This window comes from Providencia sp. PROV156, assembly GCF_028480905.1.
GTDB classification, from domain to species: domain Bacteria; phylum Pseudomonadota; class Gammaproteobacteria; order Enterobacterales; family Enterobacteriaceae; genus Providencia; species Providencia hangzhouensis.
In genome coordinates this window covers 1-24,830 of the sequence record NZ_JAMPPE010000042.1, presented here as the reverse complement: position 1 = coordinate 24,830, position 24,830 = coordinate 1, and the positions used below count along the sequence as shown (strand labels likewise).

At 42.7% G+C, this 24,830-nt stretch carries 43 protein-coding genes; 37 read left to right on the top strand and 6 right to left on the bottom strand.

Annotated elements, in window-relative coordinates; all coding sequences use genetic code 11:
* Nucleotides 1-275: 275 nt before the first annotated feature.
* From bfd to PSF31_RS20305, 32 genes are all read left to right on the top strand, one after another.
* Nucleotides 276-476 (top strand): bacterioferritin-associated ferredoxin, encoded by a 201-nt coding sequence (gene bfd / locus PSF31_RS20460; RefSeq protein WP_004265412.1) that lies wholly within the window; start codon nt 276-278, stop codon nt 474-476.
* Between the two features lie 126 nt (nt 477-602).
* On the top strand, nt 603-1,076 hold the full coding sequence (bfr, locus tag PSF31_RS20455; RefSeq protein WP_004265413.1) for a bacterioferritin: 474 nt from the start codon (nt 603-605) through the stop codon (nt 1,074-1,076).
* 340 nt (nt 1,077-1,416) lie between these two features.
* Nucleotides 1,417-1,728 carry a 30S ribosomal protein S10 gene (gene rpsJ / locus PSF31_RS20450; protein WP_001181005.1) on the top strand — a complete coding sequence of 104 codons (312 nt, stop codon included), beginning with the start codon at nt 1,417-1,419 and terminating at the stop codon, nt 1,726-1,728.
* A 32-nt stretch (nt 1,729-1,760) separates the two neighbouring features.
* Nucleotides 1,761-2,390 (top strand): 50S ribosomal protein L3, encoded by a 630-nt coding sequence (gene rplC / locus PSF31_RS20445; RefSeq protein ID WP_004265414.1) that lies wholly within the window; start codon nt 1,761-1,763, stop codon nt 2,388-2,390.
* Nucleotides 2,391-2,406: 16 nt separating this feature from the next.
* A complete protein-coding gene (rplD, locus tag PSF31_RS20440) occupies nt 2,407-3,012 on the top strand; it encodes a 50S ribosomal protein L4 (RefSeq protein WP_004265418.1) in 606 nt (201 codons plus the stop codon).
* Nucleotides 3,009-3,311 carry a 50S ribosomal protein L23 gene (gene rplW, locus PSF31_RS20435; RefSeq protein WP_004265420.1) on the top strand — a complete coding sequence of 101 codons (303 nt, stop codon included), beginning with the start codon at nt 3,009-3,011 and terminating at the stop codon, nt 3,309-3,311. The genes rplD and rplW overlap by 4 nt, the downstream gene beginning before the upstream one ends.
* 19 nt (nt 3,312-3,330) lie before the next feature.
* The gene (rplB, locus tag PSF31_RS20430; RefSeq protein ID WP_004265422.1) at nt 3,331-4,155 is read left to right on the top strand and encodes a 50S ribosomal protein L2; all 825 of its coding nucleotides are present in this window, start codon (nt 3,331-3,333) and stop codon (nt 4,153-4,155) included.
* 14 nt (nt 4,156-4,169) lie between these two features.
* Nucleotides 4,170-4,448: a 30S ribosomal protein S19 gene (rpsS, locus tag PSF31_RS20425; protein ID WP_004265426.1), complete on the top strand. Its 279-nt coding sequence runs from the start codon at nt 4,170-4,172 to the stop codon at nt 4,446-4,448.
* A 15-nt stretch (nt 4,449-4,463) separates the two neighbouring features.
* Nucleotides 4,464-4,796, top strand: coding sequence for a 50S ribosomal protein L22 (gene rplV, locus PSF31_RS20420; RefSeq protein ID WP_004265430.1), 333 nt, complete (start codon nt 4,464-4,466; stop codon nt 4,794-4,796).
* Nucleotides 4,797-4,813: 17 nt separating this feature from the next.
* Nucleotides 4,814-5,515, top strand: a complete 702-nt coding sequence (rpsC, locus tag PSF31_RS20415; protein WP_004265433.1) for a 30S ribosomal protein S3 — start codon at nt 4,814-4,816, stop codon at nt 5,513-5,515.
* A gap of 12 nt (nt 5,516-5,527) precedes the next feature.
* Entirely contained in the window at nt 5,528-5,938 is a 411-nt protein-coding gene (gene rplP / locus PSF31_RS20410; protein WP_004265436.1) for a 50S ribosomal protein L16, read from the top strand.
* Nucleotides 5,938-6,129, top strand: coding sequence for a 50S ribosomal protein L29 (gene rpmC, locus PSF31_RS20405; RefSeq protein WP_004265442.1), 192 nt, complete (start codon nt 5,938-5,940; stop codon nt 6,127-6,129). Before rplP ends, rpmC begins: the two co-directional genes overlap by 1 nt.
* Nucleotides 6,129-6,383, top strand: coding sequence for a 30S ribosomal protein S17 (gene rpsQ, locus PSF31_RS20400; protein ID WP_004265446.1), 255 nt, complete (start codon nt 6,129-6,131; stop codon nt 6,381-6,383). The genes rpmC and rpsQ overlap by 1 nt, the downstream gene beginning before the upstream one ends.
* A gap of 175 nt (nt 6,384-6,558) precedes the next feature.
* Nucleotides 6,559-6,930: a 50S ribosomal protein L14 gene (gene rplN, locus PSF31_RS20395; RefSeq protein WP_004265449.1), complete on the top strand. Its 372-nt coding sequence runs from the start codon at nt 6,559-6,561 to the stop codon at nt 6,928-6,930.
* Nucleotides 6,931-6,940: 10 nt separating this feature from the next.
* Nucleotides 6,941-7,255, top strand: coding sequence for a 50S ribosomal protein L24 (gene rplX / locus PSF31_RS20390; protein WP_004265452.1), 315 nt, complete (start codon nt 6,941-6,943; stop codon nt 7,253-7,255).
* A 15-nt stretch (nt 7,256-7,270) separates the two neighbouring features.
* Nucleotides 7,271-7,810: a 50S ribosomal protein L5 gene (rplE, locus tag PSF31_RS20385; RefSeq protein ID WP_004265455.1), complete on the top strand. Its 540-nt coding sequence runs from the start codon at nt 7,271-7,273 to the stop codon at nt 7,808-7,810.
* A gap of 12 nt (nt 7,811-7,822) precedes the next feature.
* A complete protein-coding gene (gene rpsN, locus PSF31_RS20380) occupies nt 7,823-8,128 on the top strand; it encodes a 30S ribosomal protein S14 (protein WP_004265458.1) in 306 nt (101 codons plus the stop codon).
* A 29-nt stretch (nt 8,129-8,157) separates the two neighbouring features.
* Nucleotides 8,158-8,550: a 30S ribosomal protein S8 gene (gene rpsH, locus PSF31_RS20375; RefSeq protein ID WP_004907134.1), complete on the top strand. Its 393-nt coding sequence runs from the start codon at nt 8,158-8,160 to the stop codon at nt 8,548-8,550.
* 14 nt (nt 8,551-8,564) lie between these two features.
* Complete coding sequence (gene rplF, locus PSF31_RS20370) at nt 8,565-9,098, top strand: 50S ribosomal protein L6 (RefSeq protein ID WP_004265464.1); 534 nt, start codon at nt 8,565-8,567, stop codon at nt 9,096-9,098.
* A 9-nt stretch (nt 9,099-9,107) separates the two neighbouring features.
* Nucleotides 9,108-9,461 carry a 50S ribosomal protein L18 gene (gene rplR / locus PSF31_RS20365; RefSeq protein ID WP_004265467.1) on the top strand — a complete coding sequence of 118 codons (354 nt, stop codon included), beginning with the start codon at nt 9,108-9,110 and terminating at the stop codon, nt 9,459-9,461.
* Between the two features lie 14 nt (nt 9,462-9,475).
* Nucleotides 9,476-9,976 carry a 30S ribosomal protein S5 gene (gene rpsE, locus PSF31_RS20360; protein WP_004265471.1) on the top strand — a complete coding sequence of 167 codons (501 nt, stop codon included), beginning with the start codon at nt 9,476-9,478 and terminating at the stop codon, nt 9,974-9,976.
* Nucleotides 9,977-9,982: 6 nt separating this feature from the next.
* Entirely contained in the window at nt 9,983-10,162 is a 180-nt protein-coding gene (rpmD, locus tag PSF31_RS20355; RefSeq protein WP_004265475.1) for a 50S ribosomal protein L30, read from the top strand.
* Nucleotides 10,163-10,165: 3 nt separating this feature from the next.
* Nucleotides 10,166-10,600: a 50S ribosomal protein L15 gene (gene rplO / locus PSF31_RS20350; protein ID WP_004265478.1), complete on the top strand. Its 435-nt coding sequence runs from the start codon at nt 10,166-10,168 to the stop codon at nt 10,598-10,600.
* 7 nt (nt 10,601-10,607) lie between these two features.
* Nucleotides 10,608-11,933, top strand: coding sequence for a preprotein translocase subunit SecY (gene secY, locus PSF31_RS20345; protein WP_004265481.1), 1,326 nt, complete (start codon nt 10,608-10,610; stop codon nt 11,931-11,933).
* 46 nt (nt 11,934-11,979) lie between these two features.
* A complete protein-coding gene (gene rpmJ, locus PSF31_RS20340; RefSeq protein ID WP_004265484.1) occupies nt 11,980-12,096 on the top strand; it encodes a 50S ribosomal protein L36 in 117 nt (38 codons plus the stop codon).
* Nucleotides 12,097-12,241: 145 nt separating this feature from the next.
* Nucleotides 12,242-12,598, top strand: a complete 357-nt coding sequence (gene rpsM, locus PSF31_RS20335; protein ID WP_004907144.1) for a 30S ribosomal protein S13 — start codon at nt 12,242-12,244, stop codon at nt 12,596-12,598.
* Nucleotides 12,599-12,614: 16 nt separating this feature from the next.
* Nucleotides 12,615-13,004, top strand: coding sequence for a 30S ribosomal protein S11 (gene rpsK, locus PSF31_RS20330; protein ID WP_002919257.1), 390 nt, complete (start codon nt 12,615-12,617; stop codon nt 13,002-13,004).
* 37 nt (nt 13,005-13,041) lie between these two features.
* Nucleotides 13,042-13,662: a 30S ribosomal protein S4 gene (gene rpsD, locus PSF31_RS20325; protein WP_004265487.1), complete on the top strand. Its 621-nt coding sequence runs from the start codon at nt 13,042-13,044 to the stop codon at nt 13,660-13,662.
* Nucleotides 13,663-13,687: 25 nt separating this feature from the next.
* A complete protein-coding gene (locus PSF31_RS20320; protein WP_004265491.1) occupies nt 13,688-14,677 on the top strand; it encodes a DNA-directed RNA polymerase subunit alpha in 990 nt (329 codons plus the stop codon).
* Between the two features lie 37 nt (nt 14,678-14,714).
* On the top strand, nt 14,715-15,101 hold the full coding sequence (gene rplQ / locus PSF31_RS20315) for a 50S ribosomal protein L17 (RefSeq protein ID WP_004907152.1): 387 nt from the start codon (nt 14,715-14,717) through the stop codon (nt 15,099-15,101).
* A 133-nt stretch (nt 15,102-15,234) separates the two neighbouring features.
* Nucleotides 15,235-15,651, top strand: coding sequence for a Zn(2+)-responsive transcriptional regulator (gene zntR / locus PSF31_RS20310; protein ID WP_036959225.1), 417 nt, complete (start codon nt 15,235-15,237; stop codon nt 15,649-15,651).
* Between the two features lie 33 nt (nt 15,652-15,684).
* Nucleotides 15,685-15,885 (top strand): alternative ribosome-rescue factor A, encoded by a 201-nt coding sequence (locus PSF31_RS20305; RefSeq protein ID WP_004265498.1) that lies wholly within the window; start codon nt 15,685-15,687, stop codon nt 15,883-15,885.
* Here PSF31_RS20305 and mscL read toward each other — a convergent pair whose 3' ends face one another.
* From mscL to def, 5 genes are all read right to left on the bottom strand, one after another.
* A complete protein-coding gene (gene mscL, locus PSF31_RS20300) occupies nt 15,886-16,296 on the bottom strand; it encodes a large-conductance mechanosensitive channel protein MscL (RefSeq protein ID WP_004265501.1) in 411 nt (136 codons plus the stop codon).
* Nucleotides 16,297-16,401: 105 nt separating this feature from the next.
* Nucleotides 16,402-17,778: a Trk system potassium transporter TrkA gene (gene trkA, locus PSF31_RS20295; protein ID WP_004265502.1), complete on the bottom strand. Its 1,377-nt coding sequence runs from the start codon at nt 17,776-17,778 to the stop codon at nt 16,402-16,404.
* Between the two features lie 36 nt (nt 17,779-17,814).
* On the bottom strand, nt 17,815-19,098 hold the full coding sequence (gene rsmB / locus PSF31_RS20290; RefSeq protein WP_004265505.1) for a 16S rRNA (cytosine(967)-C(5))-methyltransferase RsmB: 1,284 nt from the start codon (nt 19,096-19,098) through the stop codon (nt 17,815-17,817).
* A gap of 69 nt (nt 19,099-19,167) precedes the next feature.
* Nucleotides 19,168-20,115 (bottom strand): methionyl-tRNA formyltransferase, encoded by a 948-nt coding sequence (gene fmt, locus PSF31_RS20285; RefSeq protein WP_096865177.1) that lies wholly within the window; start codon nt 20,113-20,115, stop codon nt 19,168-19,170.
* Between the two features lie 28 nt (nt 20,116-20,143).
* Nucleotides 20,144-20,665: a peptide deformylase gene (def, locus tag PSF31_RS20280; protein ID WP_096865178.1), complete on the bottom strand. Its 522-nt coding sequence runs from the start codon at nt 20,663-20,665 to the stop codon at nt 20,144-20,146.
* 133 nt (nt 20,666-20,798) lie between these two features.
* On the opposite strand from def, the gene dprA reads away from it, so the two are divergent.
* From dprA to PSF31_RS20255, 5 genes are read left to right on the top strand one after another with little or no spacing between them, the layout of a single operon-like run.
* A complete protein-coding gene (dprA, locus tag PSF31_RS20275) occupies nt 20,799-21,875 on the top strand; it encodes a DNA-processing protein DprA (protein ID WP_036959221.1) in 1,077 nt (358 codons plus the stop codon).
* 24 nt (nt 21,876-21,899) lie between these two features.
* The gene (locus tag PSF31_RS20270; RefSeq protein ID WP_164561265.1) at nt 21,900-22,439 is read left to right on the top strand and encodes a DNA topoisomerase family protein; all 540 of its coding nucleotides are present in this window, start codon (nt 21,900-21,902) and stop codon (nt 22,437-22,439) included.
* A gap of 12 nt (nt 22,440-22,451) precedes the next feature.
* On the top strand, nt 22,452-23,021 hold the full coding sequence (gene tsaC, locus PSF31_RS20265) for an L-threonylcarbamoyladenylate synthase type 1 TsaC (protein ID WP_096865179.1): 570 nt from the start codon (nt 22,452-22,454) through the stop codon (nt 23,019-23,021).
* Nucleotides 23,022-23,026: 5 nt separating this feature from the next.
* The gene (gene aroE / locus PSF31_RS20260; RefSeq protein WP_096865180.1) at nt 23,027-23,845 is read left to right on the top strand and encodes a shikimate dehydrogenase; all 819 of its coding nucleotides are present in this window, start codon (nt 23,027-23,029) and stop codon (nt 23,843-23,845) included.
* Nucleotides 23,842-24,102: a DUF1488 domain-containing protein gene (locus PSF31_RS20255; RefSeq protein ID WP_096865181.1), complete on the top strand. Its 261-nt coding sequence runs from the start codon at nt 23,842-23,844 to the stop codon at nt 24,100-24,102. The genes aroE and PSF31_RS20255 overlap by 4 nt, the downstream gene beginning before the upstream one ends.
* Here the strand turns inward: PSF31_RS20255 and PSF31_RS20250 are convergent.
* On the bottom strand, nt 24,078-24,623 hold the full coding sequence (locus tag PSF31_RS20250) for a gamma carbonic anhydrase family protein (protein WP_096865182.1): 546 nt from the start codon (nt 24,621-24,623) through the stop codon (nt 24,078-24,080). The genes PSF31_RS20255 and PSF31_RS20250 overlap by 25 nt on opposite strands.
* Nucleotides 24,624-24,830: the final 207 nt, after the last annotated feature.

Below are 24,830 nucleotides of genomic sequence, written 5' to 3'. Positions count from 1 at the left end.
AATACATAGCTTTATCTAGTTTTAAAAAAGGGCACCTTATTTAGGTGCCCTTTTGTTGTTATAAGCAAAATTTTGACTACATAAAATTGCAGCATTACGTTGCTATATATTAGCCGAATCATTCATATTAAAAGTTATTTTTTCTTTTGATTTCACTTGCTTGTGTAATTAATCGCTCAGTGGTAAATGATCTTTGTAAATCATTAGTAATGATAATTGAAATGCAAATCATTTTTATTTAAACTATCTGTATGTGATTTATACAGGTAAGCATCATGTACATCTGCCTTTGTGAAGCCATTACTGATAAACAGATCAGAAATGCCGCAAGAAAGTATCAAGTGACCTCACTAAAGGGTCTACGACAAATTCTGCCTGTAGGCTTAGAATGTGGAAAATGTATTCGACAGACGAAGGCAATTTTATATGAAGAGCAAATGATTTTTGAGGATGCGTGCGCAACTGAAGTCGCATAGTATTTAATACCAGTCAAATTATTCCCACCATATTTATCACCTTTTGTTTAAATACATTGTGTAAAAATCACACTAACATCAATTTCAGTACTACACTTAAAAGACTGGAAGCGATGGAGGGTAGAAATGAAAGGCGATAAAAAAATGATAGCCCACCTAAATAAACTACTGGGCAATGAGTTAGTTGCAATTAACCAATATTTTTTGCATGCACGCATGTTTAAAAATTGGGGGCTTACACGTCTCAATGAGATGGAATATCACGAATCAATTGATGAAATGAAGCACGCAGATAAATATATAGAGCGAATTCTTTTCCTCGAAGGTATTCCTAACTTACAAGATCTTGGCAAATTGAATATTGGTGAAGATGTTGAAGAAATGCTGAAGTCAGATTTACAACTTGAAATCGATGGGGCAAAAAATCTAAAGGAAGCTATTAAGTATGCAGATTCGGTTCATGACTACGTCAGTCGAGACCTGATGATTGAAATTTTAGCTGATGAAGAAAATCATATTGATTGGATAGAAACTCAACTAGAGCTGATTACTCGTATGGGAATTCAAAACTATCTTCAAGCACAAGTTAAAGAAGAATAAAGTCTTATTCAGTACTGTTGTTTTATTAAGTTAATAACTAACCTCAACCATAGTGTATTCCATGGTTGAGGTTTTTTTCATTACTCCCCTAGAAAATTCGCACATATTTTCCTCGATTGCTTGCGTTTCCCTATAATTTACGTATAATGCGCGGGCTTACTGATGAGTAAGCCCTATATTTTAGGACTGAAATATCAGTATTGAGTTAACAATTTGTTGCTCATTTAGACAATACTTCCGATTTGGAAGTTACATCAAGAACGATTACACTCTCCCATCAATCGAAATGGGTACGAGGAGTAATCATTTACGTTTATAAAATAGTTGGAGCTCTGGTCTCATGCAGAACCAAAGAATCCGTATCCGCCTGAAAGCTTTTGATCATCGTTTAATCGATCAATCAACTGCGGAAATCGTAGAGACTGCTAAGCGCACTGGTGCGCAAGTTCGTGGTCCTATCCCGCTGCCGACACGTAAAGAGCGTTTTACCGTTCTGATTTCTCCGCACGTTAACAAAGATGCGCGTGATCAGTACGAAATTCGCACTCACAAGCGTCTGGTTGACATCGTTGAGCCAACCGAAAAGACCGTTGATGCTCTGATGCGTCTGGACCTGGCTGCCGGCGTTGACGTGCAGATCAGCCTGGGTTAATCAGGTCGTCGAACGATTGAGAGGTTGAAACAATGAAAGGTTTAGTCGGTAAGAAAGTCGGTATGACTCGTATCTTCACTGAAGATGGCGTTTCTATACCTGTAACTGTTATCGAAATTGAAAATAACCGTGTTACTCAGGTTAAAACTGCAGAAACTGACGGTTATAATGCAATTCAGGTTACTACCGGTAGCAAAAAAGCTAATCGTGTAACTAAGCCTGAAGCAGGTCATTTCGCTAAAGCTGGCGTCGAAGCTGGCCGTATCCTGCGTGAATTCCGCATTGAAGACAGTGCAGAATACACAGTAGGTCAAAGCATTAGCGTTGAAATTTTCGCTGACGTTAAAAAAGTCGACGTTACTGGTACATCTAAAGGTAAAGGTTTTGCAGGCACAGTTAAGCGCTGGAATTTCCGTACTCAAGATGCTACTCACGGTAACTCCTTGTCTCACCGTGTTCCGGGTTCTATCGGTCAAAACCAGACTCCGGGCAAAGTGTTTAAAGGCAAGAAAATGGCAGGCCAACTGGGTAATGAGCGTGTAACTGTTCAAAGCCTAGATGTAGTACGTGTTGACGCTGAGCGCAACCTGCTGCTGGTCAAAGGTGCTGTTCCAGGAGCAACTGGTAGCAACCTGATCGTAAAACCGGCTGTCAAGGCTTAACGTCGAGGAGATAGGAATGGAATTGGTAATGAAAGACGCGCAAAGCGCGCTGACTGTTTCCGAAACTACCTTCGGGCGTGATTTCAATGAAGCGCTTGTTCACCAAGTAGTTGTTGCGTATGCAGCTGGTGCTCGTCAAGGTACTCGTGCTCAGAAAACTCGTGCTGAAGTTTCTGGTTCAGGTAAAAAACCATGGCGTCAAAAAGGTACTGGCCGTGCACGTTCTGGTTCAGTAAAGAGCCCAATTTGGCGCTCTGGTGGTGTTAGCTTCGCAGCTAAACCACAGGACCACAGTCAAAAAGTTAATAAGAAGATGTACCGTGGTGCTTTAAAAAGCATCCTCTCTGAGTTGGTACGTCAAGATCGTCTGATCGTTGTCGAGAAGTTCTCTGTTGAAGCACCTAAAACTAAGTTGCTGGCACAGAAACTGAAAGATATGGCTCTGGAAGATGTTCTGATCATCACTGCTGAATTAGATGAAAATCTGTTTTTAGCAGCGCGTAACCTGTATAAGGTTGACGTTCGTGATGCAGCAGGTATTGACCCGGTTAGCCTGATCGCCTTCGACAAAGTGGTTATGACTGCTGATGCTGTGAAGCAAGTTGAGGAGATGCTGGCATGATCCGTGAAGAACGTCTGCTAAAAGTACTGCGCGCGCCGCATGTATCTGAAAAAGCTTCTACAGCGATGGAAAAAAGCAATACCATCGTTCTCAAAGTTGCGAAAGACGCGACTAAAGCAGAAATCAAAGCTGCTGTACAGAAACTGTTTGAAGTTGAAGTTGAAGGTGTTAACACTTTGCTGGTTAAAGGCAAAACTAAACGCCACGGTCAGCGTTTCGGTCGTCGTAGCGACTGGAAAAAAGCTTACGTCACGCTGAAAGAAGGCCAAAATTTGGACTTCATTAGCGGTGCTGAGTAAGTCGGAGGAGTAAAGAACAATGGCAGTTGTTAAATGTAAACCTACGTCTCCGGGCCGTCGCCACGTAGTTAAAGTGGTTAACCCTGAGCTGCATAAGGGTAAACCTTATGCTCCGCTGTTAGAAAAAAACAGCAAATCCGGTGGTCGTAACAACAATGGCCGTATCACTACCCGTCATATCGGTGGTGGCCATAAGCAGCATTATCGTTTAGTTGACTTCAAACGCAACAAAGACGGTGTTCCTGCAGTTGTTGAGCGTTTGGAATATGATCCAAATCGTTCTGCGAACATTGCACTGGTTCTATATAAAGACGGTGAACGTCGTTATATTCTTGCACCAAAAGGCCTGAAAGCTGGCGACCAGATTCAATCTGGTGTTGATTCAGCAATCAAAGCTGGTAACGCACTGCCGATGCGCAACATCCCTGTTGGTTCTACAGTTCATAATATCGAACTGAAACCAGGTAAAGGTGGACAGTTAGCGCGTTCAGCAGGTACTTACGCTCAAATCGTTGCTCGTGATGGTGCTTACGTCACATTACGTCTGCGTTCTGGTGAAATGCGTAAAGTTTTAGCTGATTGCCGTGCAACTCTTGGTGAAGTTGGTAACGCTGAACATATGTTACGTGTTCTCGGTAAAGCTGGTGCTAGCCGCTGGCGTGGTGTTCGTCCTACCGTTCGCGGTACTGCGATGAACCCAGTAGACCATCCACATGGTGGTGGTGAAGGCCGTAACTTTGGTAAACACCCAGTAACACCATGGGGCGTTCAGACCAAAGGTAAGAAAACTCGTAGTAACAAGCGTACTGATCAATTCATCGTACGTCATCGTTCTAAAAAATAATTAGAGGATAAACCATGCCACGTTCTCTCAAGAAAGGTCCTTTTATTGACCTGCACTTGCTGAAGAAGGTAGAGAAAGCGGTGGAAAGCGGAGACAAGAAGCCTCTTAAGACTTGGTCCCGTCGTTCAACGATCTTTCCTAATATGATCGGATTGACCATCGCTGTCCATAATGGTCGTCAGCATGTTCCAGTTTTCGTAACCGACGAAATGGTTGGTCACAAACTGGGTGAATTCGCACCGACTCGCACTTATCGCGGCCACGCGGCAGATAAGAAAGCTAAGAAACGTTAAGGATAGGAGGAAGAGATGGAAACTTTAGCTATGCATCGCCACGCTCGTTCTTCTGCCCAGAAGGTTCGCTTAGTTGCCGACCTGATTCGCGGTAAGAAAGTGTCGCAAGCTCTGGAAATTCTGACCTACACCAACAAGAAAGCTGCTGGTTTAGTGAAGAAAGTACTTGAATCTGCAATTGCTAACGCAGAGCAAAACGATGGCGCTGACATTGATGACCTGAAAGTTGCGAAAATTTTCGTAGACGAAGGTCCAACCATGAAACGCATCATGCCGCGTGCGAAAGGCCGTGCAGATCGTATTCTTAAGCGCACCAGCCACATTACTGTGGTTGTGTCCGATCGCTGAGACTCTGGAGACTAGCAATGGGTCAGAAAGTACATCCTAATGGTATTCGCCTGGGTATTGTCAAACCTTGGAACTCTACTTGGTATGCGAACACCAATGAATTCGCTGACAACCTAGACAGCGATTACAAAGTACGCCAGTACTTGAATAAAGAATTGGCAAAAGCGTCAATCTCTCGCATCGTTATCGAACGTCCTGCGAAAAGCATCCGTGTGACTATTCACACTGCTCGCCCAGGTATCGTTATCGGTAAGAAAGGTGAAGACGTTGAAAAACTGCGTAAAACAGTAGCGGATATCGCTGGTGTTCCTGCGCAAATCAATATCGCCGAAGTTCGTAAACCAGAACTAGACGCTAAATTAGTTGCTGACAGCATTTCTTCACAGCTGGAACGTCGTGTTATGTTCCGTCGTGCTATGAAGCGTGCGGTACAGAACGCAATGCGTCTGGGCGCTAAAGGTATTAAAGTTGAAGTCAGTGGCCGTTTAGGCGGTGCTGAAATCGCTCGTACCGAGTGGTATCGTGAAGGCCGTGTGCCACTGCACACATTACGTGCTGATATCGATTACAACACTTCAGAAGCGCACACCACTTATGGTGTTCTCGGCGTTAAGGTATGGATCTTCAAAGGTGAGATTCTGGGTGGTATGGCTGCTGTTGAACAAGCTGAGAAACCAGCTGCTCAACCTAAAAAGCAGCAGCGTAAAGGCCGCAAGTAAGGAGAGTCGCTGATGTTACAACCAAAGCGTACAAAATTCCGTAAGGTGCACAAAGGCCGCAACCGTGGTCTAGCGCAAGGTACGGATGTTAGCTTCGGCACTTTCGGTCTTAAAGCTGTTGGCCGTGGTCGTCTGACTGCACGTCAGATCGAAGCGGCGCGTCGTGCTATGACCCGTGCTATTAAGCGTCAAGGTAAAATCTGGATCCGTGTGTTCCCAGACAAACCAATCACTGAGAAACCACTCGAAGTTCGTATGGGTAAAGGTAAAGGTAACGTAGAATATTGGGTTGCCTTAATTCAGCCTGGTAAAGTACTGTACGAAATGGACGGTGTGCCTGAAGAGCTGGCTCGTGAGGCATTCTCTCTGGCAGCAGCGAAACTGCCTATCAAAACCACCTTTGTAACTAAGACGGTGATGTAATGAAAGCACAAGAGCTGCGCGAAAAAAGCGTTGAAGAGCTGAATGCTGAACTTTTGAACCTGTTACGTGAACAATTTAATTTACGTATGCAGGCTGCAAGCGGTCAGCTGCAACAGTCTCATCTGTTGAAACAAGTGCGTCGCGATATCGCACGTGTGAAGACTTTACTGACTGAGAAGGCAGGTGCGTAATGAGCGATAAAATCCGTACTCTGCAAGGTCGTGTAGTTAGCGATAAAATGGAGAAATCTATTGTTGTTGCTATCGAACGTATGGTGAAACACCCTCTGTATGGTAAATTCATCCGTCGTACGACTAAATTGCACGTACATGACGAGAACAATGAATGTGGAATTGGTGACGTGGTAGAAATCCGCCAAACTCGTCCACTGTCTAAGACTAAGTCTTGGGCCTTAGTTCGCGTTGTAGAAAAAGCTGTTCTGTAATAGAATAACTTTTCTTGATGAATAAACGGCTCTTTTTGATTGAGCCGTTTATTTTTTTCTGTCCAACACGATGATGTGGTGTTATAATGCCGCGCCCTCGTAGTATGGGTATATTTGAACGGCCTCTTCATAATGAGGTGGCTCAGTAGTAGTTGACATTTAGCGGAGCACTAAAATGATCCAAGAACAGACTATGCTGAACGTGGCCGACAACTCCGGTGCACGTCGCGTAATGTGTATCAAGGTTCTAGGTGGCTCGCACCGTCGCTATGCACATGTAGGCGACATCATTAAAATTACTGTTAAAGAAGCAATTCCACGCGGTAAAGTTAAAAAGGGTGATGTCCTGAAAGCGGTAGTGGTGCGCACCAAGAAGGGTGTACGTCGCCCTGACGGTTCTGTCATTCGCTTCGATGGTAATGCTTGTGTGTTATTAAATAATAACAGTGAGCAAGTAATCGGTACGCGTATTTTTGGGCCGGTAACTCGTGAACTTCGTAACGAGAAGTTTATGAAAATTATCTCTCTGGCACCTGAAGTACTCTAAGGAGCGAACTATGGCAGCGAAAATCCGTCGTGATGACGAAGTTATCGTGCTAACTGGGAAAGACAAAGGTAAGCGCGGTAAAGTAAAGCAGGTTATTTCTTCTAGTAAAGTTATCGTTGAAGGTATCAATCTGGTTAAAAAACATCAGAAGCCTGTACCGGCTCTGAACCAACCAGGTGGCATCGTTGAAAAAGAAGCGGCTATTCAAGTTTCTAACGTTGCAATCTTTAACGCGGCAACTGGTAAGGCTGACCGTGTAGGCTTTAGATTCGAAGACGGCAAAAAAGTCCGTTTCTTCAAATCTAACAGTGAAACTATCAAGTAATTTTTGGAGTATACGATGGCGAAACTGCATGATTACTATAAAGACGAAGTAGTTAATAAACTCATGACCGAGTTTAGCTACACTTCTGTCATGCAAGTCCCTCGGGTCGAGAAGATCACCCTGAATATGGGTGTTGGTGAAGCGATTGCTGATAAAAAACTGCTGGATAATGCAGCAGCTGATTTAACAGCGATCTCAGGTCAAAAACCTTTGATCACCAAAGCACGCAAATCTGTTGCAGGCTTCAAAATCCGTCAGGGCTATCCAATCGGCTGTAAAGTAACCCTGCGTGGCGAACGCATGTGGGAGTTCCTTGAGCGTCTGATTTCTATTGCTGTACCACGTATTCGTGACTTCCGTGGCTTGTCCGCTAAGTCTTTCGATGGTCGCGGTAACTACAGCATGGGTGTTCGTGAACAAATCATCTTCCCTGAAATCGATTACGATAAAGTGGATCGCGTACGTGGTTTAGATATTACTATCACCACTACTGCGAAATCAGATGACGAAGGTCGCGCACTGTTAGCAGCGTTCAACTTCCCGTTCCGCAAGTAAGGCAGGGTACTCATGGCTAAGAAATCTATGAAAGCGCGTGATGTTAAACGTGCTAAATTAGCTGAGAAATTCTTCGCAAAACGCGTAGAACTGAAAGCTATCATCTCTGATGTTAAAGCATCTGATGAAGATCGCTGGGACGCTGTTCTCAAGCTGCAAACACTGCCACGTGATTCAAGTCCTTCTCGTCAGCGTAACCGCTGCCGTCAAACAGGGCGTCCGCACGGTTTCCTGCGGAAGTTTGGTCTGAGCCGTATTAAAGTCCGTGAAGCCGCTATGCGCGGTGAAATCCCGGGCCTTAAAAAGGCAAGTTGGTAATTCCATTTGAATCACGGGAGTAAAGACAGATGAGCATGCAAGATCCCATCGCGGATATGCTGACCCGTATCCGTAACGGTCAGGCCGCGAACAAAGTTGCGGTCACCATGCCTTCCTCCAAGCTGAAAGTGGCAATTGCCAAAGTGCTGAAGGAAGAAGGTTATATTGAAGATTTTAAAATTGAAGGCGACATCAAGCCAGAACTGGAACTGACTTTACGTTATTTCCAAGGTAAGGCTGTTGTAGAAAGCATTCAGCGTGTAAGCCGCCCAAGTCTGCGCATCTATAAGAAAAAAGATGAGCTGCCACAAGTTATGGCTGGTTTAGGTATCGCTGTTGTTTCTACCTCTAAAGGTGTCATGACTGATCGTGCAGCTCGCCAAGCTGGTCTTGGTGGCGAGATTCTCTGCTACGTAGCTTAATTCGGGAGGAAAGAATGTCTCGTGTGGCAAAAGCACCCGTCGTCATTCCTGCCGGCGTAGAGGTAAAACTCAACGGTCAGGTTATTTCGATTAAGGGTAAAAACGGCGAGCTTACTCGTACTATCCATAATGCAGTTGAAGTTAAAAGCGAAGACAATCAACTGACTTTCGCACCACGCGAAGGTTTTGATGATGCATGGGCACAAGCGGGTACTACTCGTTCACTGTGTAATGCAATGGTTGTTGGTGTTACCGAAGGCTTCACTAAAAAGCTTCAACTGGTCGGTGTTGGTTACCGTGCAGCAATCAAAGGCAATGCAGTAAGCTTGTCTTTAGGTTTCTCGCATCCGGTTGAACACGCACTGCCAGCAGGCATTACTGCTGAATGTCCAACACAAACTGAAATCGTACTGAAAGGTGCGGATAAGCAAGTGATTGGTCAAGTTGCAGCAGAACTGCGTGCTTACCGTCGTCCTGAACCTTACAAAGGTAAAGGTGTTCGTTACGCCGATGAAATCGTGCGTACCAAAGAGGCTAAGAAGAAGTAAGGTAACACTATGGATAAGAAAGCAGCTCGTATCCGTCGTGCGACCCGCGCACGCCGTAAGATCCAAGAGTTGGGTGCGACTCGCCTGGTGGTACATCGTACTCCACGCCATATTTATGCGCAGGTTATCGCACCGAACGGTTCTGAAACATTGGTTGCAGCTTCTACTACAGAAAAAGCTATCAATGAGCAAGTGAAATTCACTGGAAACAAAGATGCAGCAGCAGTAGTTGGTAAATTAATTGCTGAACGCGCACTGGAAAAAGGCATCACTGTTGTTGCTTTTGACCGTTCTGGTTTCCAATATCATGGTAGAGTCCAGGCACTGGCAGATGCTGCCCGTGAAGCTGGCCTTCAGTTCTAAGGTAGAGGTGTAAGATGGCTCACATCGAAAAACAAGCTGGCGAACTGCAGGAAAAGCTGATCGCGGTAAACCGCGTAGCAAAAACCGTTAAAGGTGGCCGTATTTTCAGCTTTACCGCACTGACTGTAGTTGGTGATGGTAACGGTCGCGTTGGTTTTGGCTACGGCAAAGCGCGCGAAGTTCCGGCAGCAATCCAGAAAGCGATGGAAAAAGCCCGTCGCAGTATGAAAACCGTTGCTCTAAACAACGGCACATTGTTCCACCCTGTGAAAGGTACACACACTGGTTCTCGTGTGTTTATGCAACCTGCTCACGAAGGTACCGGTATCATTGCCGGCGGTGCAATGCGTGCTGTTTTAGAAGTAGCTGGAGTTCGCAACGTACTGGCTAAAACCTATGGTTCCACTAACCCAATCAACGTGGTTCGTGCAACACTGGATGCTTTAGACAGCATGAAGTCTCCAGAAATGGTCGCAGCTAAGCGTGGAAAATCCGTCGAAGAAATTCTGGGGTAATCGGCTATGGCTAAGACTATTAAAATTACACAAGTTCGCAGTTCAATCGGTCGTCTGCCTAAGCATAAGGCAACACTGGTCGGTTTAGGTCTGCGTCGCATTGGTCATACAGTAGAGCGCGAGGATACTCCTGCTGTACGTGGTATGGTCAACTTGGTTTCCTACATGGTTAAAGTTGAGGAGTAAGAGATGCGTTTAAATACTCTGTCTCCGGCTGAAGGTGCCAAGCACGCGCCTAAACGCGTAGGTCGTGGTATCGGTTCTGGTCTCGGTAAAACCGGCGGCCGTGGTCACAAAGGTCAGAAATCTCGTTCTGGCGGTGGCGTACGTCGTGGTTTCGAAGGTGGCCAGATGCCTTTATACCGTCGTCTGCCGAAATTCGGCTTCACTTCACGCAAAGCAATGATCACTGCAGAGATTCGTCTGTCTGATTTTGCTGCTGTTGAAGGCGATGTTATTGATCTGAACGCACTGAAAGCCGCGAACGTTGTTGGCATCCAGATTGAATATGCGAAAGTTATTCTGTCTGGCGAAGTGAACCGTGCAGTTACTGTACGTGGCCTTCGTGTTACTAAAGGTGCTCGCGCTGCAATCGAAGCTGCCGGCGGTAAAATTGAGGAATAAGTGACAGATGGCTAAACAACCAGGATTAGATTTTCAAAGTGCCAAGGGTGGAGCTGGCGAACTTAAACGCAGACTTTTGTTTGTAATTGGTGCGCTAATTGTTTTCCGAATTGGTTCTTTTATTCCAATCCCTGGTATTGATGCCACTGTGCTTGCCAAATTGCTCGAACAGCAACAAGGCACCATCATTGAAATGTTTAACATGTTCTCTGGTGGTGCTCTTAGCCGTGCTTCTATCTTTGCTTTGGGTATCATGCCGTATATTTCGGCATCGATTATCATCCAATTATTATCAGTGGTTAATCCACGGTTAGCAGAGATTAAGAAGGAAGGAGAAGCAGGTCGTCGGAAGATAAGCCAATATACTCGTTGGGGTACTCTGGTATTAGCAATATTCCAATCTATTGGTATTGCAATGGGTCTACCGAATATGCCAGGGATGCAAGGGTTAGTTATTGATCCGGGTCTCCCGTTCTACTTTACGGCTGTTGTTAGCTTAGTCACGGGGACTATGTTCCTTATGTGGTTAGGTGAGCAGATAACTGAAAGAGGTATCGGTAACGGTATTTCTATCATTATCTTTGCTGGTATTGTTGCGGGATTACCGCCGGCTATTGGCCATACCATCGAGCAAGCTCGGCAAGGCGATCTGCACTTCCTCCTGTTGCTGTTGGTTGCGGTGTTAGTATTCGCGGTTACATTCTTTGTTGTGTTTATGGAACGTGGTCAACGTCGTATCGTCGTTAATTACGCTAAACGTCAGCAAGGCCGCCGTGTTTACGCAGCACAAAGTACACATTTACCGTTAAAAGTGAATATGGCGGGTGTAATTCCTGCAATTTTTGCTTCCAGTATCATACTATTCCCGGGTACAATAGCTTCTTGGTTTGGTGATGGAACTGGCTGGGACTGGCTGACTACAATTTCTATGTATTTACAGCCTGGTCAACCGTTATATGTGTTACTTTATGCATCTGCGATCATCTTCTTCTGTTTCTTCTATACGGCGTTGGTTTTCAACCCGAGAGAAACAGCAGATAACCTGAAGAAGTCCGGTGCATTTGTACCAGGAATTCGTCCGGGAGAGCAAACGGCCAAGTACATTGATAAGGTAATGACTCGCTTAACATTAGTTGGCGCATTATATATTACCTTCATCTGCCTAATCCCGGAGTTCATGCGTGACGCAATGAAAGTACCTTTCTATTTTGGTGGTACTTCCCTCTTAATCGTGGTTGTCGTTATCATGGACTTTATGGCTCAAGTGCAAACTCTGATGATGTCAAGTCAGTATGAGTCTGCATTGAAGAAAGCAAACCTGAAAGGTAAGTAATCATTTAGTGTGATTATGGTTTGCTTAGAAGTTACGGAGAGTAAAAATGAAAGTTCGTGCTTCCGTCAAGAAATTATGCCGTAACTGCAAAATTATTCGTCGCAATGGTAGCGTTCGTGTAATTTGTAGTGTTGAACCAAGACATAAACAACGTCAAGGTTAAGAAAAAGCATTTTTTTCTTGCAAAGTTGGGTTGAGCTGGCTAAATTAGCCAGCCAATCTTTTTTATCTAAGATACATTATTGTTTGAGTATCCTGAAAACGGGCTTTTCAGCACAGTAATGTATATTTTAACTTAGGAGTGCATAGTGGCCCGTATAGCAGGCATTAACATTCCTGATCATAAACATACTGTAATCGCTTTAACATCGATTTTCGGTATCGGCAAAACTCGTTCACAGGCTATCTGTGAAGCAACTGGTATTGCTGAAAATGTTAAGATCAGTGAGCTGTCTGAAGAACAAATCGACAAGCTGCGTGACGAAGTTGCTAAATACGTTGTAGAAGGTGACTTACGTCGTGAAATTACCCTGAGCATCAAGCGTCTGATGGACCTTGGATGTTACCGTGGTTTACGTCATCGTCGTGGTCTTCCTGTGCGCGGACAGCGTACTAAGACTAACGCTCGTACCCGTAAGGGTCCGCGTAAGCCGATCAAGAAATAAGTCGGGGTATTGAATAATGGCAAAAGCACCAATTCGTGCACGTAAGCGTGTAAGAAAACAAGTCTCAGACGGTGTGGCTCATATCCATGCTTCTTTCAACAACACAATCGTTACTATTACAGACCGTCAAGGTAACGCATTGGGTTGGGCAACTGCCGGTGGTTCCGGTTTCCGTGGTTCTCGCAAATCCACTCCGTTTGCAGCTCAGGTTGCAGCAGAGCGTTGCGCAGAAGCCGTGAAAGAATACGGTATCAAGAACCTGGAAGTTATGGTTAAGGGACCGGGTCCGGGTCGCGAATCAACAATTCGTGCTCTGAACGCCGCTGGTTTCCGCATCACTAATATTACTGATGTGACTCCTATCCCTCATAACGGTTGTCGCCCACCGAAAAAACGTCGCGTTTAATACGTTTCGTTTTTTTTAGGACTGTTGGAGAAAGAAAATGGCTAGATATTTGGGTCCTAAGCTCAAGCTGAGCCGTCGCGAAGGAACAGACCTCTTCCTGAAGTCTGGTGTTCGCGCGATTGACACCAAGTGTAAATTAGAACAGGCTCCAGGCCAGCACGGTGCGCGTAAACCGCGTCTGTCTGACTATGGCGTCCAGTTACGTGAAAAACAAAAAGTTCGTCGTATCTACGGTGTTCTGGAACGTCAATTCCGTAACTATTACAAAGAAGCAACACGTCTGAAAGGCAACACAGGTGAAAACCTGCTGACTTTGCTGGAAGGTCGTCTTGATAACGTCGTTTACCGTATGGGCTTTGGCGCAACTCGCGCAGAAGCACGTCAAATGGTTAGCCATAAAGCTATCATGGTAAATGGCCGTGTAGTTAATATCGCTTCTTATCAGGTTTCCCCGAATGACGTTATCAGCGTTCGTGAGAAAGCTAAAAAACAGTCTCGTATTAAGGCTGCTTTAGAGCTGGCTGAACAGCGTGAGAAGCCAACTTGGCTGGAAGTTGATGCTGCTAAAATGGAAGGTGTGTTCAAACGTATTCCTGAACGTACTGACTTGTCTGCGGACATTAACGAACACCTGATCGTCGAGCTTTACTCCAAGTAAAGCTTAGCACCAAAGAGAGGACACAATGCAGGGTTCTGTGACAGAGTTTCTAAAACCGCGCCTGGTAGATATCGAGCAAGTGAGTTCGACGCACGCTAAGGTGACCCTTGAGCCTTTAGAGCGTGGCTTTGGCCATACTCTTGGTAACGCACTGCGCCGTATTCTGCTTTCGTCTATGCCGGGTTGTGCGGTGACAGAGGTTGAGATTGATGGTGTACTGCATGAGTACAGCACCAAAGAAGGTGTACAGGAAGATATCCTGGAGATTCTCCTCAACCTGAAAGGGCTGGCGGTAAAAGTTCAGGGGAAAGATGAAGTTATTTTAACCTTGAATAAATCTGGCATTGGCCCTGTGACTGCAGCCGACATCATCCATGATGGTGATGTCGAAATCGTCAAGCCACAGCACATCATCTGCCACCTGACTGACGAAAGCGCATCTATTAATATGCGAATTAAAGTACAGCGTGGTCGTGGTTATGTGCCGGCTTCTGCCCGAGTTCATTCGGAAGAAGATGAGCGCCCAATCGGTCGTTTGTTAGTCGATGCTTGCTACAGCCCAGTAGAGCGTATTGCCTACAATGTTGAAGCAGCTCGTGTTGAGCAACGTACAGACTTGGATAAGTTAGTTATTGAAATGGAAACTAACGGTACAATCGATCCTGAAGAGGCGATTCGCCGTGCGGCAACCATTCTGGCTGAACAACTTGAAGCTTTTGTTGACTTACGTGATGTACGTCAGCCTGAAGTTAAAGAAGAAAAACCAGAATTCGATCCTATCTTATTGCGCCCAGTTGACGATCTGGAATTGACTGTCCGCTCTGCTAACTGCCTCAAAGCAGAAGCTATCCACTACATCGGTGATCTGGTACAGCGTACAGAAGTTGAGTTGCTTAAAACTCCGAATCTTGGTAAGAAATCTCTTACTGAAATTAAGGACGTCTTGGCATCTCGTGGTCTTTCTCTGGGCATGCGCTTAGAAAATTGGCCACCAGCAAGTATTGCTGATGATTAAGATCACAGGTTAAGGTTTTACTGAGAAGGATAAGGTCATGCGCCATCGTAAGAGTGGTCGTCAATTGAACCGCAACAGCAGCCACCGCCAAGCTATGTTCCGTAACATGGCAGGTTCTTTAGTTCGTCATGAAATCATCAAGACGACTCTGCCTAAAGCGAAAGAACTGCGTCGCGTCGTTGAGCCGCTGATTACTCTTGCCAAGACCGACAGCGTAGCTAATCGTCGTCTGGCATTCGCACGTACTCGTGATAACGAGATCGTTGCAAAATTATTTAATGAACTGGGACCTCGTTTCGCAGCTCGTGCAGGTGGTTACACTCGTATTCTTAAGTGTGGCTACCGCACAGGTGACAATGCTCCGATGGCTTACATCGAGCTTGTTGACCGTGCTGTTGAGTCTCAAGAAGCAGCTGCAGAGTAATCTGCCGTCGCTTTCAAGAAAACCGGGTATGTTTGCCCGGTTTTTTTGTACCTGCTATTCTTACTTCTTCAAATAAATTTATTCCCTTGATTTTTTCGTGGTTAACCCATATTTACAGGTAAGTATTATGAGCATGTATAAGATAGGTGAACTTGCTAGGCTAGCAGATGTGACGCCTGATACGATTCGTTTTTATGAAAAACAAGGTTTGATGGGACATAAAGAAAGAACAGAAGGCGGGTATCGGTTATTTACGGAACAAGACCTACAGCGGCTGCGTTTTATTCGTTATGCAAAACAGTTAGGTTTTACTTTAGAAGCTATCACTGAACTACTTTCAATACGAGTGGATCCTGAACATCATACCTGCCAAGAATCTAAACAGATTGTTGATCTCAGATTACTTGAAGTTGAAAAAAAGATACAAGAGCTTATTATTATGCGCGATTCGCTGAAGATGTTAAGTTCAGCATGTTGTGGAGAAGAACATGCGACAACCTATTGCTCCATTATGGAAATATTAGAAAAAGGTGCATCTAAAGTTTATTAATTATACAATCTGCTAATTATATGAGGGTATATCATGAGTAAATATCAACATAAACGTGGTGAGATTAAAGATAATGCGATTGAAGCATTACTACATGACCCACTATTTCGCCAAAGAGTTGAAAAAAATAAAAAAGGAAAAGGCAGTTACACAAGAAAAGAAAAAAATAAGAAGTCAGTTAACTGGGAGGCCAGCGGTAATAGGTTTATTTACTTATTACCACTGGCCTTTTAGTTAATTTTTATTTTGTTCTTTTAAAAGATCACGAATTTCTGATAATAGAACTTCTTCTTTAGATGGTGGGGCTGGCTCTGCTGGTGCGGCTTCTTTTTCACGGCGAACTTTATTCATGACCTTAATTGCCATAAAGATAGCGAACGCAACAATAACGAAGTCAAAAACGGTTTGTATAAACATACCATAATTTAGTACTACTGCTGGTAAATCACCTTGTGCTTCTTTTAATACTACGCTGAATGATTTGAAATCAACACCTCCGATTAGTAAACCTAGCGGAGGCATAATGACATCAGCAACTAATGAAGATACAATTTTACCAAATGCAGCACCAATAATAATACCAACTGCCATATCCACTACATTGCCCTTCATAGCAAATTCGCGGAAATCTTTTAAAAAGCTCATTAGACGACCCCTTAATAAATAACTCAATTGAAACAAAACATGTATTAGGTTAACAAATTATAGTCGCTAAAATTATTAAGCTACAAATATTTACTATTTTTATTTTTATAAAAAGAATGGACTTGGTTGAAATAATTTTTCAACTTCGGGTACATACTTTTTATCTGTAATAAACATAATGACATGGTCACCTTGTTCAATTATATGGTAATCACTAGCTATAATGACTTCTTCTTCACGAACAATTGCACCAATAATAGTTCCAGGAGGAAGTTTAATTTCAGATATTTTTTTGCCAACAACTTTTGACGTATTTTCATCACCGTGTGCAATTGCCTCAATAGCTTCCGCAACGCCTCTTCTTAAAGATGAAACATTGACTATATCCGCTTTTCTAACATGGCTTAATAAAGCAGAAATAGTTGCCTGTTGAGGTGAAATCGCAATATCAATCACCCCACCTTGAACGAGTTCAACGTATGCAGAGCGTTGTATAAGAACCATTGCTTTTTTAGCCCCCATTTTTTTTGCTAACATAGCAGACATAATATTAGCTTCATCATCATTTGTTAGGGCAATAAAAACATCCATTTGCTCAATATGTTCTTCTGTGAGTAGTTCTTGGTCGGATGCATCGCCATAAAATACAATGGTATCATGCAGTAACTCAGCAAGTTCTGTTGCACGCTTCTGGTTTCGCTCAATAAGTTTCACGCTGTAATCTTTTTCTAGTCGCCTTGCTAGACCGGCTCCGACGTTACCACCACCGACTATCATCAAACGTTTGTATGGCTTTTCTAGTCTTTGCAGCTCGCTCATTACGGCTCGGATATGTTGTGTTGAAGCAACAAAAAAAACCTCATCACCCGCTTCAATAATTGTTGAGCCTTGAGGGCGAATAGGTCTATCTTGACGGAAAATAGCGACAACACGAGTATCAATATGTGGCATGTGTTCGCGTAAGCTCGATAGTGCATTACCAACGAGTGAGCCGCCATAATAAGCTTTTACAGCAACTATGCTAACTTTGCCTTCTGCAAAGTTTACAACCTGAAGGGCGCCAGGGTATTGAATTAATTTATAGATGTAGTCGATAACTAATTGTTCTGGCGATATTAAGTAGTCAATCGGGATTTGTTCAGGCAGAAACAATTTGTCAGCTTCACGGATATATTCTGTCGCCCTGATACGCGCTATTTTATTTGGGGTATTAAATAGGCTATATGCAATTTGGCAAGCAATCATGTTAGTTTCATCTGAATTGGTAACGGCTACTAACATATCCGCATCTTCTGCGCCTGCATCTCGAAGCACTCTAGGGTGAGAGCCATGACCATTTACCACTCGAAGATCGAATTGATCCTGTAATTGACGTAACCGATCAGCATCGGTATCAACGACGGTAATATCATTGTTCTCATCAACTAAATTTTCAGCAAGCGTTCCGCCAACTTGCCCAGCACCTAGAATAATGATCTTCATTACATCTTCCTATATCAGAGAGCTGGCTACAATTTACTACACTTTTTTGACTAAGCGTGCATAAAAGAAACCATCACCACCATTAGTACTTGGTAATACTTGTAACCCAGCATCGGTTCCATCATTTAGACTGGCGTCATTATGTTTAGATAGGAAATTTTGTATTTGCTTTCCATTTTCTTCGGGCATAATTGAGCATGTGGCATAAAGTAGAGTACCGCCCGGTTTTAAATAAGGCCAGATAGCTTCGAGAATTTGAGCTTGTAGTTGCGCCAATTCATTTATATCCGAATCACGGCGTAGCCATTTAATATCAGGATGACGCCTAATAACGCCTGTAGCGGAGCAAGGTGCATCAAGTAAAATACGGTCAAATTGCTGATCTTTCGCCCATTTTTCAGGCTGTGTGCCGTCTCCTTGTATAACAACAGCATGTTGCTTAAGACGAATTAGATTTTCTTTCACTCTTTTAAGGCGATATTCATCGATATCTACAGCAATAACATTCGCTCTAGGGGCTAATTCTAAAATATGGGTTGTTTTTCCACCTGGTGCTGCACATAAATCTAAAATACTTTCCCCATTTTGAGGTTCTAGCAATTCAGCGCAGCCTTGAGCTGAGACATCTTGTACTGTTGACCAGCCATCTTCAAAGCCCGGAAGACGAGATACTGCGGTGGGTTCATCTAACCGAATAGCATTTGGATGTGAGGGGTGCAAATGTGCGGTTATCTCAGATTGTTCTAGTAAGTTGAGATATTGTGCAGCAGTGTGATGTTGAGAGTTTACTCTTAACCACATAGGTGGGCGTTGGTTATTTGCTTCAATAATAGATTGCCAATCCTCTGGATAGGCAGTTTGTAGGCGTTTTAATAACCAGCTTGGATGTAAATATTGGCTAGTGTTGTTAGCAATCCTTTCTTCTAATTGTACTTGTTGGCGCTGAAATGAACGTAATACGCCATTAATAAGCCCTTTTAATTGGGGCTTTTTCAGTGCAACTGCGCCATCTACTGTTTCTGCTAATGCAGCATGAGGCGGTATACGAGTATAAAGTAGCTGGTAGATGCCTACCATAATTAAGTAATGTAGAGTTCTTTGTTTACCCGTTAATGGTTTTTCCATTAGCTGGCTAATAAACCATTCAAGTTTAGGTAAATAACGTAAAACGCCAAAGCAAATTTCTTGTAATAAAGCTTTATCTTTATCATTGATATTGCGTTGTAAGTCAGGCAGTACAGTGCTTAATGATTGGCCGTTATCAAGGACTTGGAAAATTGCTGTTGCCGCGATACTACGCAAATTATATGTGTTTTTCATATGGTGAGGATGAATTCATTAGTGACTGAAATAAAACTGCCTGAAGGTATCAGGCAGTTTACAAGTTCGTTATGCTAGAACTTGCTCTGGGGTAAACCATTCGCGACGAGAGTTTAGGATATCTTGTGCACTCATTGCTTTTTTGCCAGGCGGTTGTAGCTGAGTAATATTTAGTATGCCATTTCCTGTGGCAATGCATATACCTTTTTTGTCAGCGCTAATAATTGTTCCTGGTTGCTTATCATGTGCTTCTTCGAGTACTTCAGCTTGCCAAACTTTAATGAGTTGCTCTTCAACCATGAAATAACTCATTGGCCAAGGATTGAAAGCACGAATACAGCGCTCAATATGTACAGCATCATCTTGCCAATTAATGCGAGCTTCTTCTTTTGATAATTTTTCAGCGTAATTTGCTAATGAATCATCTTGTTTTTCAGCTGTGCATTGGCCTGAGGATAGCATTTCAACAGTATGAATTAATGCTTCTGGGCCTATTATTGCTAATTTGTCATATAACGAGGCGCTTGTATCACTAGGGTTAATTGGACAAATTGCTTTGTAAAGCATGTCTCCAGTATCTAAACCTGCATCCATTTGCATAATAGTCACACCCGTTTCAGTATCACCAGCCCAAATAGAACGTTGAATTGGTGCCGCTCCTCTCCAGCGAGGTAACAAAGAGCCGTGAACATTCAAGCAACCTAAGCGAGGAATATCGAGAACGGCTTGCGGTAGAATCAGGCCATAGGCAACAACTATCATTAAGTCTGCATTTTGGTTTTTTATCCACTGCTGGTTTTCGCTATCTTTAAGAGATACTGGTTGAAAAACAGGGATTTGGTGTTCTTCAGCGAGAACCTTGACAGGGCTCGGAGTTAACTTTTTACCTCTTCCCGCAGGTTTATCATGGCGAGTGAGGACGCCAACGATTTGGTGTCTAGTATCTAAGAGAGCAGCTAAATGTTTGGCCGCAAAATCGGGGGTACCCGCAAAAATAATTTTTAATGGCTCTGACACGTTAATTTCCCTATTTATATGTAGCGAATTAGCTATTTTTGGCTTCTTTTGCTCTTAGTCTGTCTAACTTTTCAACTTTCTGGCGGATGCGCTGACGTTTTAAAGGCGATAAATAGTCAACGAATAGTTTACCAACAAGGTGGTCCATCTCATGTTGGATACAGATAGCTAATAAACCATCAGCCTCCAGTTCAAAAGACTCTCCGTTATAGTTTAGCGCGCGAACTTTTACCTGCTCAGCACGAGGGACGAAGCCATGTTGTTCTGGAATAGACAAGCAACCTTCTTCGATCCCCGTTTCCCCTGATTTATCTAGTAATTCAGGGTTAATAAGAACTAAGCGACCATCACGAGTTTCAGACACATCAATAACGATGATTCTCTGGTGGATATCAACTTGTGTTGCTGCAAGGCCAATACCTTCTTCTTCATACATGGTATCGAACATATCATCAACGATACGCTGTATAGAAGTATCAACTTTGTCTACTGGCTTAGCAATTGTGCGTAAGCGTTCGTCTGGGTAATGTAATACGTTTAAGACTGACATAAATTTTTCGAGCAGTTTCCAAAATGTGAATGGGAATTAATGACTATTCTAGACATTTCTCATTCATATTGACAGTATTGGTTATGATTTGTTCACTGAAGAACCTATTTGTTGATGAGTCAGGATGACAATAATGAATATCCAAGAAATTTGGTTAAGAATGTCACAGGTTAAAAGGTTATTACCTCTGAATGCAGTAAGAATAATTAATGAGCTAAAACAACTAAATAAAATTAGCTATCAGACTTTACACCATCATGGTTTGAATGAAATACAGCAATTACAGTTTATGAATGTCTCTATGCACCGGCTTGAGAAAGTACAGGCATGGCTTTCAAATAAACATCATCAAATGATTACTTTCTGTGATTCCCATTACCCTTTTTTATTAAAGCAAATTTACCGTCCTCCTCTTTTATTATTTGTCGTGGGAAAAAGTGAATTATTGGTAACGCCACAAATTGCTGTAGTTGGAAGTCGTAGAGCAAGTGAATACGGCAGAATATGGACTAACCTATTTGTGAAGAGCTTTGTCCATCATGGTATAACCATCACCAGTGGGCTTGCATTAGGTATCGACGGTATAAGCCATAAGGCTGCCCTTGATAATCGAGGTGAAACAATTGCGGTTTTAGGTAGCGGGTTAGCGAATATTTATCCACGTCAACATACTGAATTGGCTGAAAAAATCAAAAATTATGGTGCTTTGATTTCAGAATATTGGCCTGATGCACCACCATTACCTAAACAATTTCCCAAGAGAAACCGTATTATTAGTGGGTTAAGTAAAGCAGTTATTGTAATCGAAGCAGGGATGAAAAGTGGCTCACTGATAACCGCTAGGTATGCATTAGAGCAAAACCGCGACTTATTTACATTGCCTGCTCCATTAGGTAACTCTGCATTTCATGGCAACCATTGGTTATTACAGCAGGGAGCTTATCTATTAGCTGAACCTGAGGATGTTTTACAGCATATAGGTGATGGGTTAAATTGGATACAAACCGAATTACCTATAGAACAGGCACCACTTGAGTTTAATGTGGTAGAAAATAAAATTTTAGGTATGGTTGGGTACCAAGCGACACCAGTAGATGTCATTGCAGAACAAACCCAAATTCCAGTTACTCAAATTATTACCATATTAACTGAGATGGAAATTAATGGGGTAGTTAGCTCGGGGGCTGGTGGGTATACCAGAGTAACTTAGTTAAAAGCAACAGTAGAGAAAAACATGTCTAAACAACTGCCCTTCGATACAGAAAAAAATGAACATTGTCCAGAATGCGATTCTTTGCTTGTTATCCGCAATAGTTCACATGGGCCTTTTTTAGGTTGTTCAAGTTATCCACAATGTCATTATATGAGACCGCTAAGACCTACGGTGGAAAGTCATATAATTAAAGTATTAGAAGGTCAACATTGTCCTAAATGTAGTCACGACCTAGTGCTTAAGCAAGGCCGATTTGGCATGTTTATTGGTTGTAGTAATTATCCTGAATGTGAACATATTGAGCTAATTGATAAACCGGATGAAACTAAAATTTCTTGTCCTCAATGCCAAAAAGGGAATTTATTACAGAGAACATCGCGTTATGGTAAGACTTTTTATGCTTGCGACAATTACCCTAACTGTCAGTTTATATTAAATAATAAGCCTATTAATGGTAAATGTAAGTATTGTGAGTATCCATTACTTATGGAAAAAAGGGGGGGACAGGGAGTAAGATTATTTTGTGCCAGCAAACGCTGCGGTAAACAACAAGAAGAATAATGAGTTAAAACTATGTCAAATATATCTACACCTGCAATTGAAAGTATTATTAGTTCATTACAACATGAGGAGGTTATTGCCTATCCAACAGAAGCCGTATTTGGTTTAGGTTGTGACCCTGATAGTGAAACAGCGGTATATAAGTTATTAGAGTTAAAGCAACGCCCTTGGGAAAAAGGATTAATCCTTATCGCTGATAGCTACGAGCAATTAAAAGACTATATAGATGATGAGCAACTAACAGAAGAACAAAAGCAAGCGATGTTTGCAACATGGCCGGGGCCAGTAACATGGGTGATCCCGGCAAAAGTAACGACTCCAAAATGGTTGACAGGTCGGTTTGATACTATCGCAGTGAGAGTTACAGACCATGAATTAGTAAAAAAATTATGCCGTCATTATGGCAAACCTTTGGTATCTACAAGTGCTAATTTAAGTGGGTTAGAGCCTTGTAGGACAACTGAAGATGTTATTGCACAGTTCAACGGGAGTATTCCTGTTCTTGATGGAATGGTCGGTGGTCGTCAAAACCCATCTGAAATAAGAGATGCAAAAACAGGGCAATTATATCGTAAAGGATAATATTGATGGAAATGTTTGCGGTTTTTGGTAATCCAATTCAACACAGTAAATCACCTGTTATACACAAAATGTTTGCAGAGCAAACAGGGGTTTCCCTTGAATATGAAAAAGTCCTAGCACCAATCGAAGGATTCGAACAAAGTCTAATAGGTTTTTTTTCTCAGGGTGGAAAGGGCGCAAACATTACTTTGCCATTTAAGGAACGTGCTTTTCAGGCTGTTTCTGAATTAACTGCAAGAGCTCAAGTTTGTGGCGCTGTTAATACGGTGATGAAGCTTGATGATAATCGATTGTTGGGCGACAACACCGATGGAATGGGGCTTTTGTTAGATTTACAACGTTTAAAGTTTGTTCATCCAAATAGCCGAATATTAATGATTGGTGCTGGTGGTGCGACACGTGGAGCATTATTGCCACTTTTAGAATATGGCTGTGATATCACTTTGACAAATAGAACCTTTTCTAAGGTTGAATTATTAGTTAATGAATTTTCAGCACTAGGTAAAATGTGCGGGAAAGAGATCTCACAGATCGTATCTGCTGATTTTGATCTGATTATCAATGCGACTTCATCTGGTGTAAGTGGAGAGGTTCCTGCAATCAATCCAAATGTGTTTAGCGATCAAGTTGCATGCTATGACATGTTTTATCAATCATCATTAACGCCCTTCCTTGAGTTTGCGACTCAACATCAAGTGACTAAAATAGCCGATGGCCTAGGTATGCTAGTAGGGCAAGCCGCGTTTTCTTTTAAACTATGGCATGGCATTCTTCCTGAAATTACACCTGTTCTATCTGCCTTATATAAGGAATTGAAAGGGTGAATCAGCAAATTCAATTCCCTGATAGAGAAGAGTGGGATGCGCTATCCAAGCAAGTACGCTTTCCTGTGTTGATCAGCGGAATGCTTGCGGAATGTGCAATTCCTCAGTCATTGTTATTTCAACGTTATGGTAAAAAAGAAACACCTTTGAGTTTATTTCAGCAGTATCGATGGGATATAGAAGAAGAGTTTGAAGCCTTGATTGAACAAGGCCTCGATGATGACGATGGGCTTTACATATTATCAGATGCTAAATAGTTATTTTTCCATTCGACATAGTTATTCGCTGAATAACGTAAATGGCTTAACTCAGCATCAGTCAATTTTCGGATGGCTTTTGCTGGGCTCCCTGTATATAAGTAACCGGATTCGAGTCTTTTTCCTTGAGTTACTAAACTGTTAGCCCCAAGAATAACGTCATCTTCTACTATAGCCCCATCAATAACAATTGAACCCATTCCAACTAGCACTCTATTTCCTATAGTGCAACCATGTAACATAACTTTATGACCAATGGTGACATCTTCTCCAATAATTAACGGGTTCCCCTCAGGGTTACTTGCGGATTTATGTGTGACATGTAGAACTGAGCCATCTTGAATATTGGTGCGTGCACCAATAGAAATATAGTTAACATCACCACGCAAAACAGAAAGAGGCCAAATACTGACATCATCAGCTATGCGAACATCTCCAATTACAACAGAAGATGGGTCAATGAAAACGCGTGCATTAATAGAAGGGTAAATACCTAAATAAGGACGTAAAAGTGTGTTCATAGTGATAACCATAAAAAGAAATAAAAGATAGCTGTTAAATAACCCATTAGTTCATTATGAATTTATGAGCCAGTAGGTTGCTAAAGCTAGAATTATAGGCATGAAGTCGTTTCTTTTATAACCGTTATGCGGTGAAAAAGCACAAGGTGGCTATTTTATCCGCAAACAGAGTTTTTTTTTAAAAAAAAGGTTGTGTAATTCTGAAGG

Bases quoted from the DNA above. Each gene is read 5' to 3' on its own strand.
- rpsH (WP_004907134.1), top strand. From the start codon at position 8,158: ATGAGCATGCAAGATCCCATCGCGGATATGCTGACCCGTATCCGTAAC.
- PSF31_RS20250 (WP_096865182.1), bottom strand. From the start codon at position 24,623: ATGAACACACTTTTACGTCCTTATTTAGGTATTTACCCTTCTATTAAT.
- PSF31_RS20270 (WP_164561265.1), top strand. From the start codon at position 21,900: ATGTCTAAACAACTGCCCTTCGATACAGAAAAAAATGAACATTGTCCA.
- rplX (WP_004265452.1), top strand. From the start codon at position 6,941: ATGGCAGCGAAAATCCGTCGTGATGACGAAGTTATCGTGCTAACTGGG.
- rplR (WP_004265467.1), top strand. From the start codon at position 9,108: ATGGATAAGAAAGCAGCTCGTATCCGTCGTGCGACCCGCGCACGCCGT.
- rplO (WP_004265478.1), top strand. From the start codon at position 10,166: ATGCGTTTAAATACTCTGTCTCCGGCTGAAGGTGCCAAGCACGCGCCT.
- zntR (WP_036959225.1), top strand. From the start codon at position 15,235: ATGTATAAGATAGGTGAACTTGCTAGGCTAGCAGATGTGACGCCTGAT.
- rpsN (WP_004265458.1), top strand. From the start codon at position 7,823: ATGGCTAAGAAATCTATGAAAGCGCGTGATGTTAAACGTGCTAAATTA.
- def (WP_096865178.1), bottom strand. From the start codon at position 20,665: ATGTCAGTCTTAAACGTATTACATTACCCAGACGAACGCTTACGCACA.
- rpmD (WP_004265475.1), top strand. From the start codon at position 9,983: ATGGCTAAGACTATTAAAATTACACAAGTTCGCAGTTCAATCGGTCGT.
- rpsC (WP_004265433.1), top strand. From the start codon at position 4,814: ATGGGTCAGAAAGTACATCCTAATGGTATTCGCCTGGGTATTGTCAAA.
- rplP (WP_004265436.1), top strand. From the start codon at position 5,528: ATGTTACAACCAAAGCGTACAAAATTCCGTAAGGTGCACAAAGGCCGC.
- rplN (WP_004265449.1), top strand. From the start codon at position 6,559: ATGATCCAAGAACAGACTATGCTGAACGTGGCCGACAACTCCGGTGCA.
- rpsD (WP_004265487.1), top strand. From the start codon at position 13,042: ATGGCTAGATATTTGGGTCCTAAGCTCAAGCTGAGCCGTCGCGAAGGA.
- rsmB (WP_004265505.1), bottom strand. From the start codon at position 19,098: ATGAAAAACACATATAATTTGCGTAGTATCGCGGCAACAGCAATTTTC.
- rpsQ (WP_004265446.1), top strand. From the start codon at position 6,129: ATGAGCGATAAAATCCGTACTCTGCAAGGTCGTGTAGTTAGCGATAAA.
- rpsJ (WP_001181005.1), top strand. From the start codon at position 1,417: ATGCAGAACCAAAGAATCCGTATCCGCCTGAAAGCTTTTGATCATCGT.
- rpmJ (WP_004265484.1), top strand. From the start codon at position 11,980: ATGAAAGTTCGTGCTTCCGTCAAGAAATTATGCCGTAACTGCAAAATT.
- rplC (WP_004265414.1), top strand. From the start codon at position 1,761: ATGAAAGGTTTAGTCGGTAAGAAAGTCGGTATGACTCGTATCTTCACT.
- bfr (WP_004265413.1), top strand. From the start codon at position 603: ATGAAAGGCGATAAAAAAATGATAGCCCACCTAAATAAACTACTGGGC.
- rplV (WP_004265430.1), top strand. From the start codon at position 4,464: ATGGAAACTTTAGCTATGCATCGCCACGCTCGTTCTTCTGCCCAGAAG.
- tsaC (WP_096865179.1), top strand. From the start codon at position 22,452: ATGTCAAATATATCTACACCTGCAATTGAAAGTATTATTAGTTCATTA.
- rplD (WP_004265418.1), top strand. From the start codon at position 2,407: ATGGAATTGGTAATGAAAGACGCGCAAAGCGCGCTGACTGTTTCCGAA.
- rpsE (WP_004265471.1), top strand. From the start codon at position 9,476: ATGGCTCACATCGAAAAACAAGCTGGCGAACTGCAGGAAAAGCTGATC.
- rplW (WP_004265420.1), top strand. From the start codon at position 3,009: ATGATCCGTGAAGAACGTCTGCTAAAAGTACTGCGCGCGCCGCATGTA.
- secY (WP_004265481.1), top strand. From the start codon at position 10,608: ATGGCTAAACAACCAGGATTAGATTTTCAAAGTGCCAAGGGTGGAGCT.
- rplE (WP_004265455.1), top strand. From the start codon at position 7,271: ATGGCGAAACTGCATGATTACTATAAAGACGAAGTAGTTAATAAACTC.
- rplQ (WP_004907152.1), top strand. From the start codon at position 14,715: ATGCGCCATCGTAAGAGTGGTCGTCAATTGAACCGCAACAGCAGCCAC.
- trkA (WP_004265502.1), bottom strand. From the start codon at position 17,778: ATGAAGATCATTATTCTAGGTGCTGGGCAAGTTGGCGGAACGCTTGCT.
- rpsK (WP_002919257.1), top strand. From the start codon at position 12,615: ATGGCAAAAGCACCAATTCGTGCACGTAAGCGTGTAAGAAAACAAGTC.
- dprA (WP_036959221.1), top strand. From the start codon at position 20,799: ATGAATATCCAAGAAATTTGGTTAAGAATGTCACAGGTTAAAAGGTTA.
- rpmC (WP_004265442.1), top strand. From the start codon at position 5,938: ATGAAAGCACAAGAGCTGCGCGAAAAAAGCGTTGAAGAGCTGAATGCT.
- rplF (WP_004265464.1), top strand. From the start codon at position 8,565: ATGTCTCGTGTGGCAAAAGCACCCGTCGTCATTCCTGCCGGCGTAGAG.
- rplB (WP_004265422.1), top strand. From the start codon at position 3,331: ATGGCAGTTGTTAAATGTAAACCTACGTCTCCGGGCCGTCGCCACGTA.
- PSF31_RS20320 (WP_004265491.1), top strand. From the start codon at position 13,688: ATGCAGGGTTCTGTGACAGAGTTTCTAAAACCGCGCCTGGTAGATATC.
- aroE (WP_096865180.1), top strand. From the start codon at position 23,027: ATGGAAATGTTTGCGGTTTTTGGTAATCCAATTCAACACAGTAAATCA.
- bfd (WP_004265412.1), top strand. From the start codon at position 276: ATGTACATCTGCCTTTGTGAAGCCATTACTGATAAACAGATCAGAAAT.
- PSF31_RS20305 (WP_004265498.1), top strand. From the start codon at position 15,685: ATGAGTAAATATCAACATAAACGTGGTGAGATTAAAGATAATGCGATT.
- rpsS (WP_004265426.1), top strand. From the start codon at position 4,170: ATGCCACGTTCTCTCAAGAAAGGTCCTTTTATTGACCTGCACTTGCTG.
- mscL (WP_004265501.1), bottom strand. From the start codon at position 16,296: ATGAGCTTTTTAAAAGATTTCCGCGAATTTGCTATGAAGGGCAATGTA.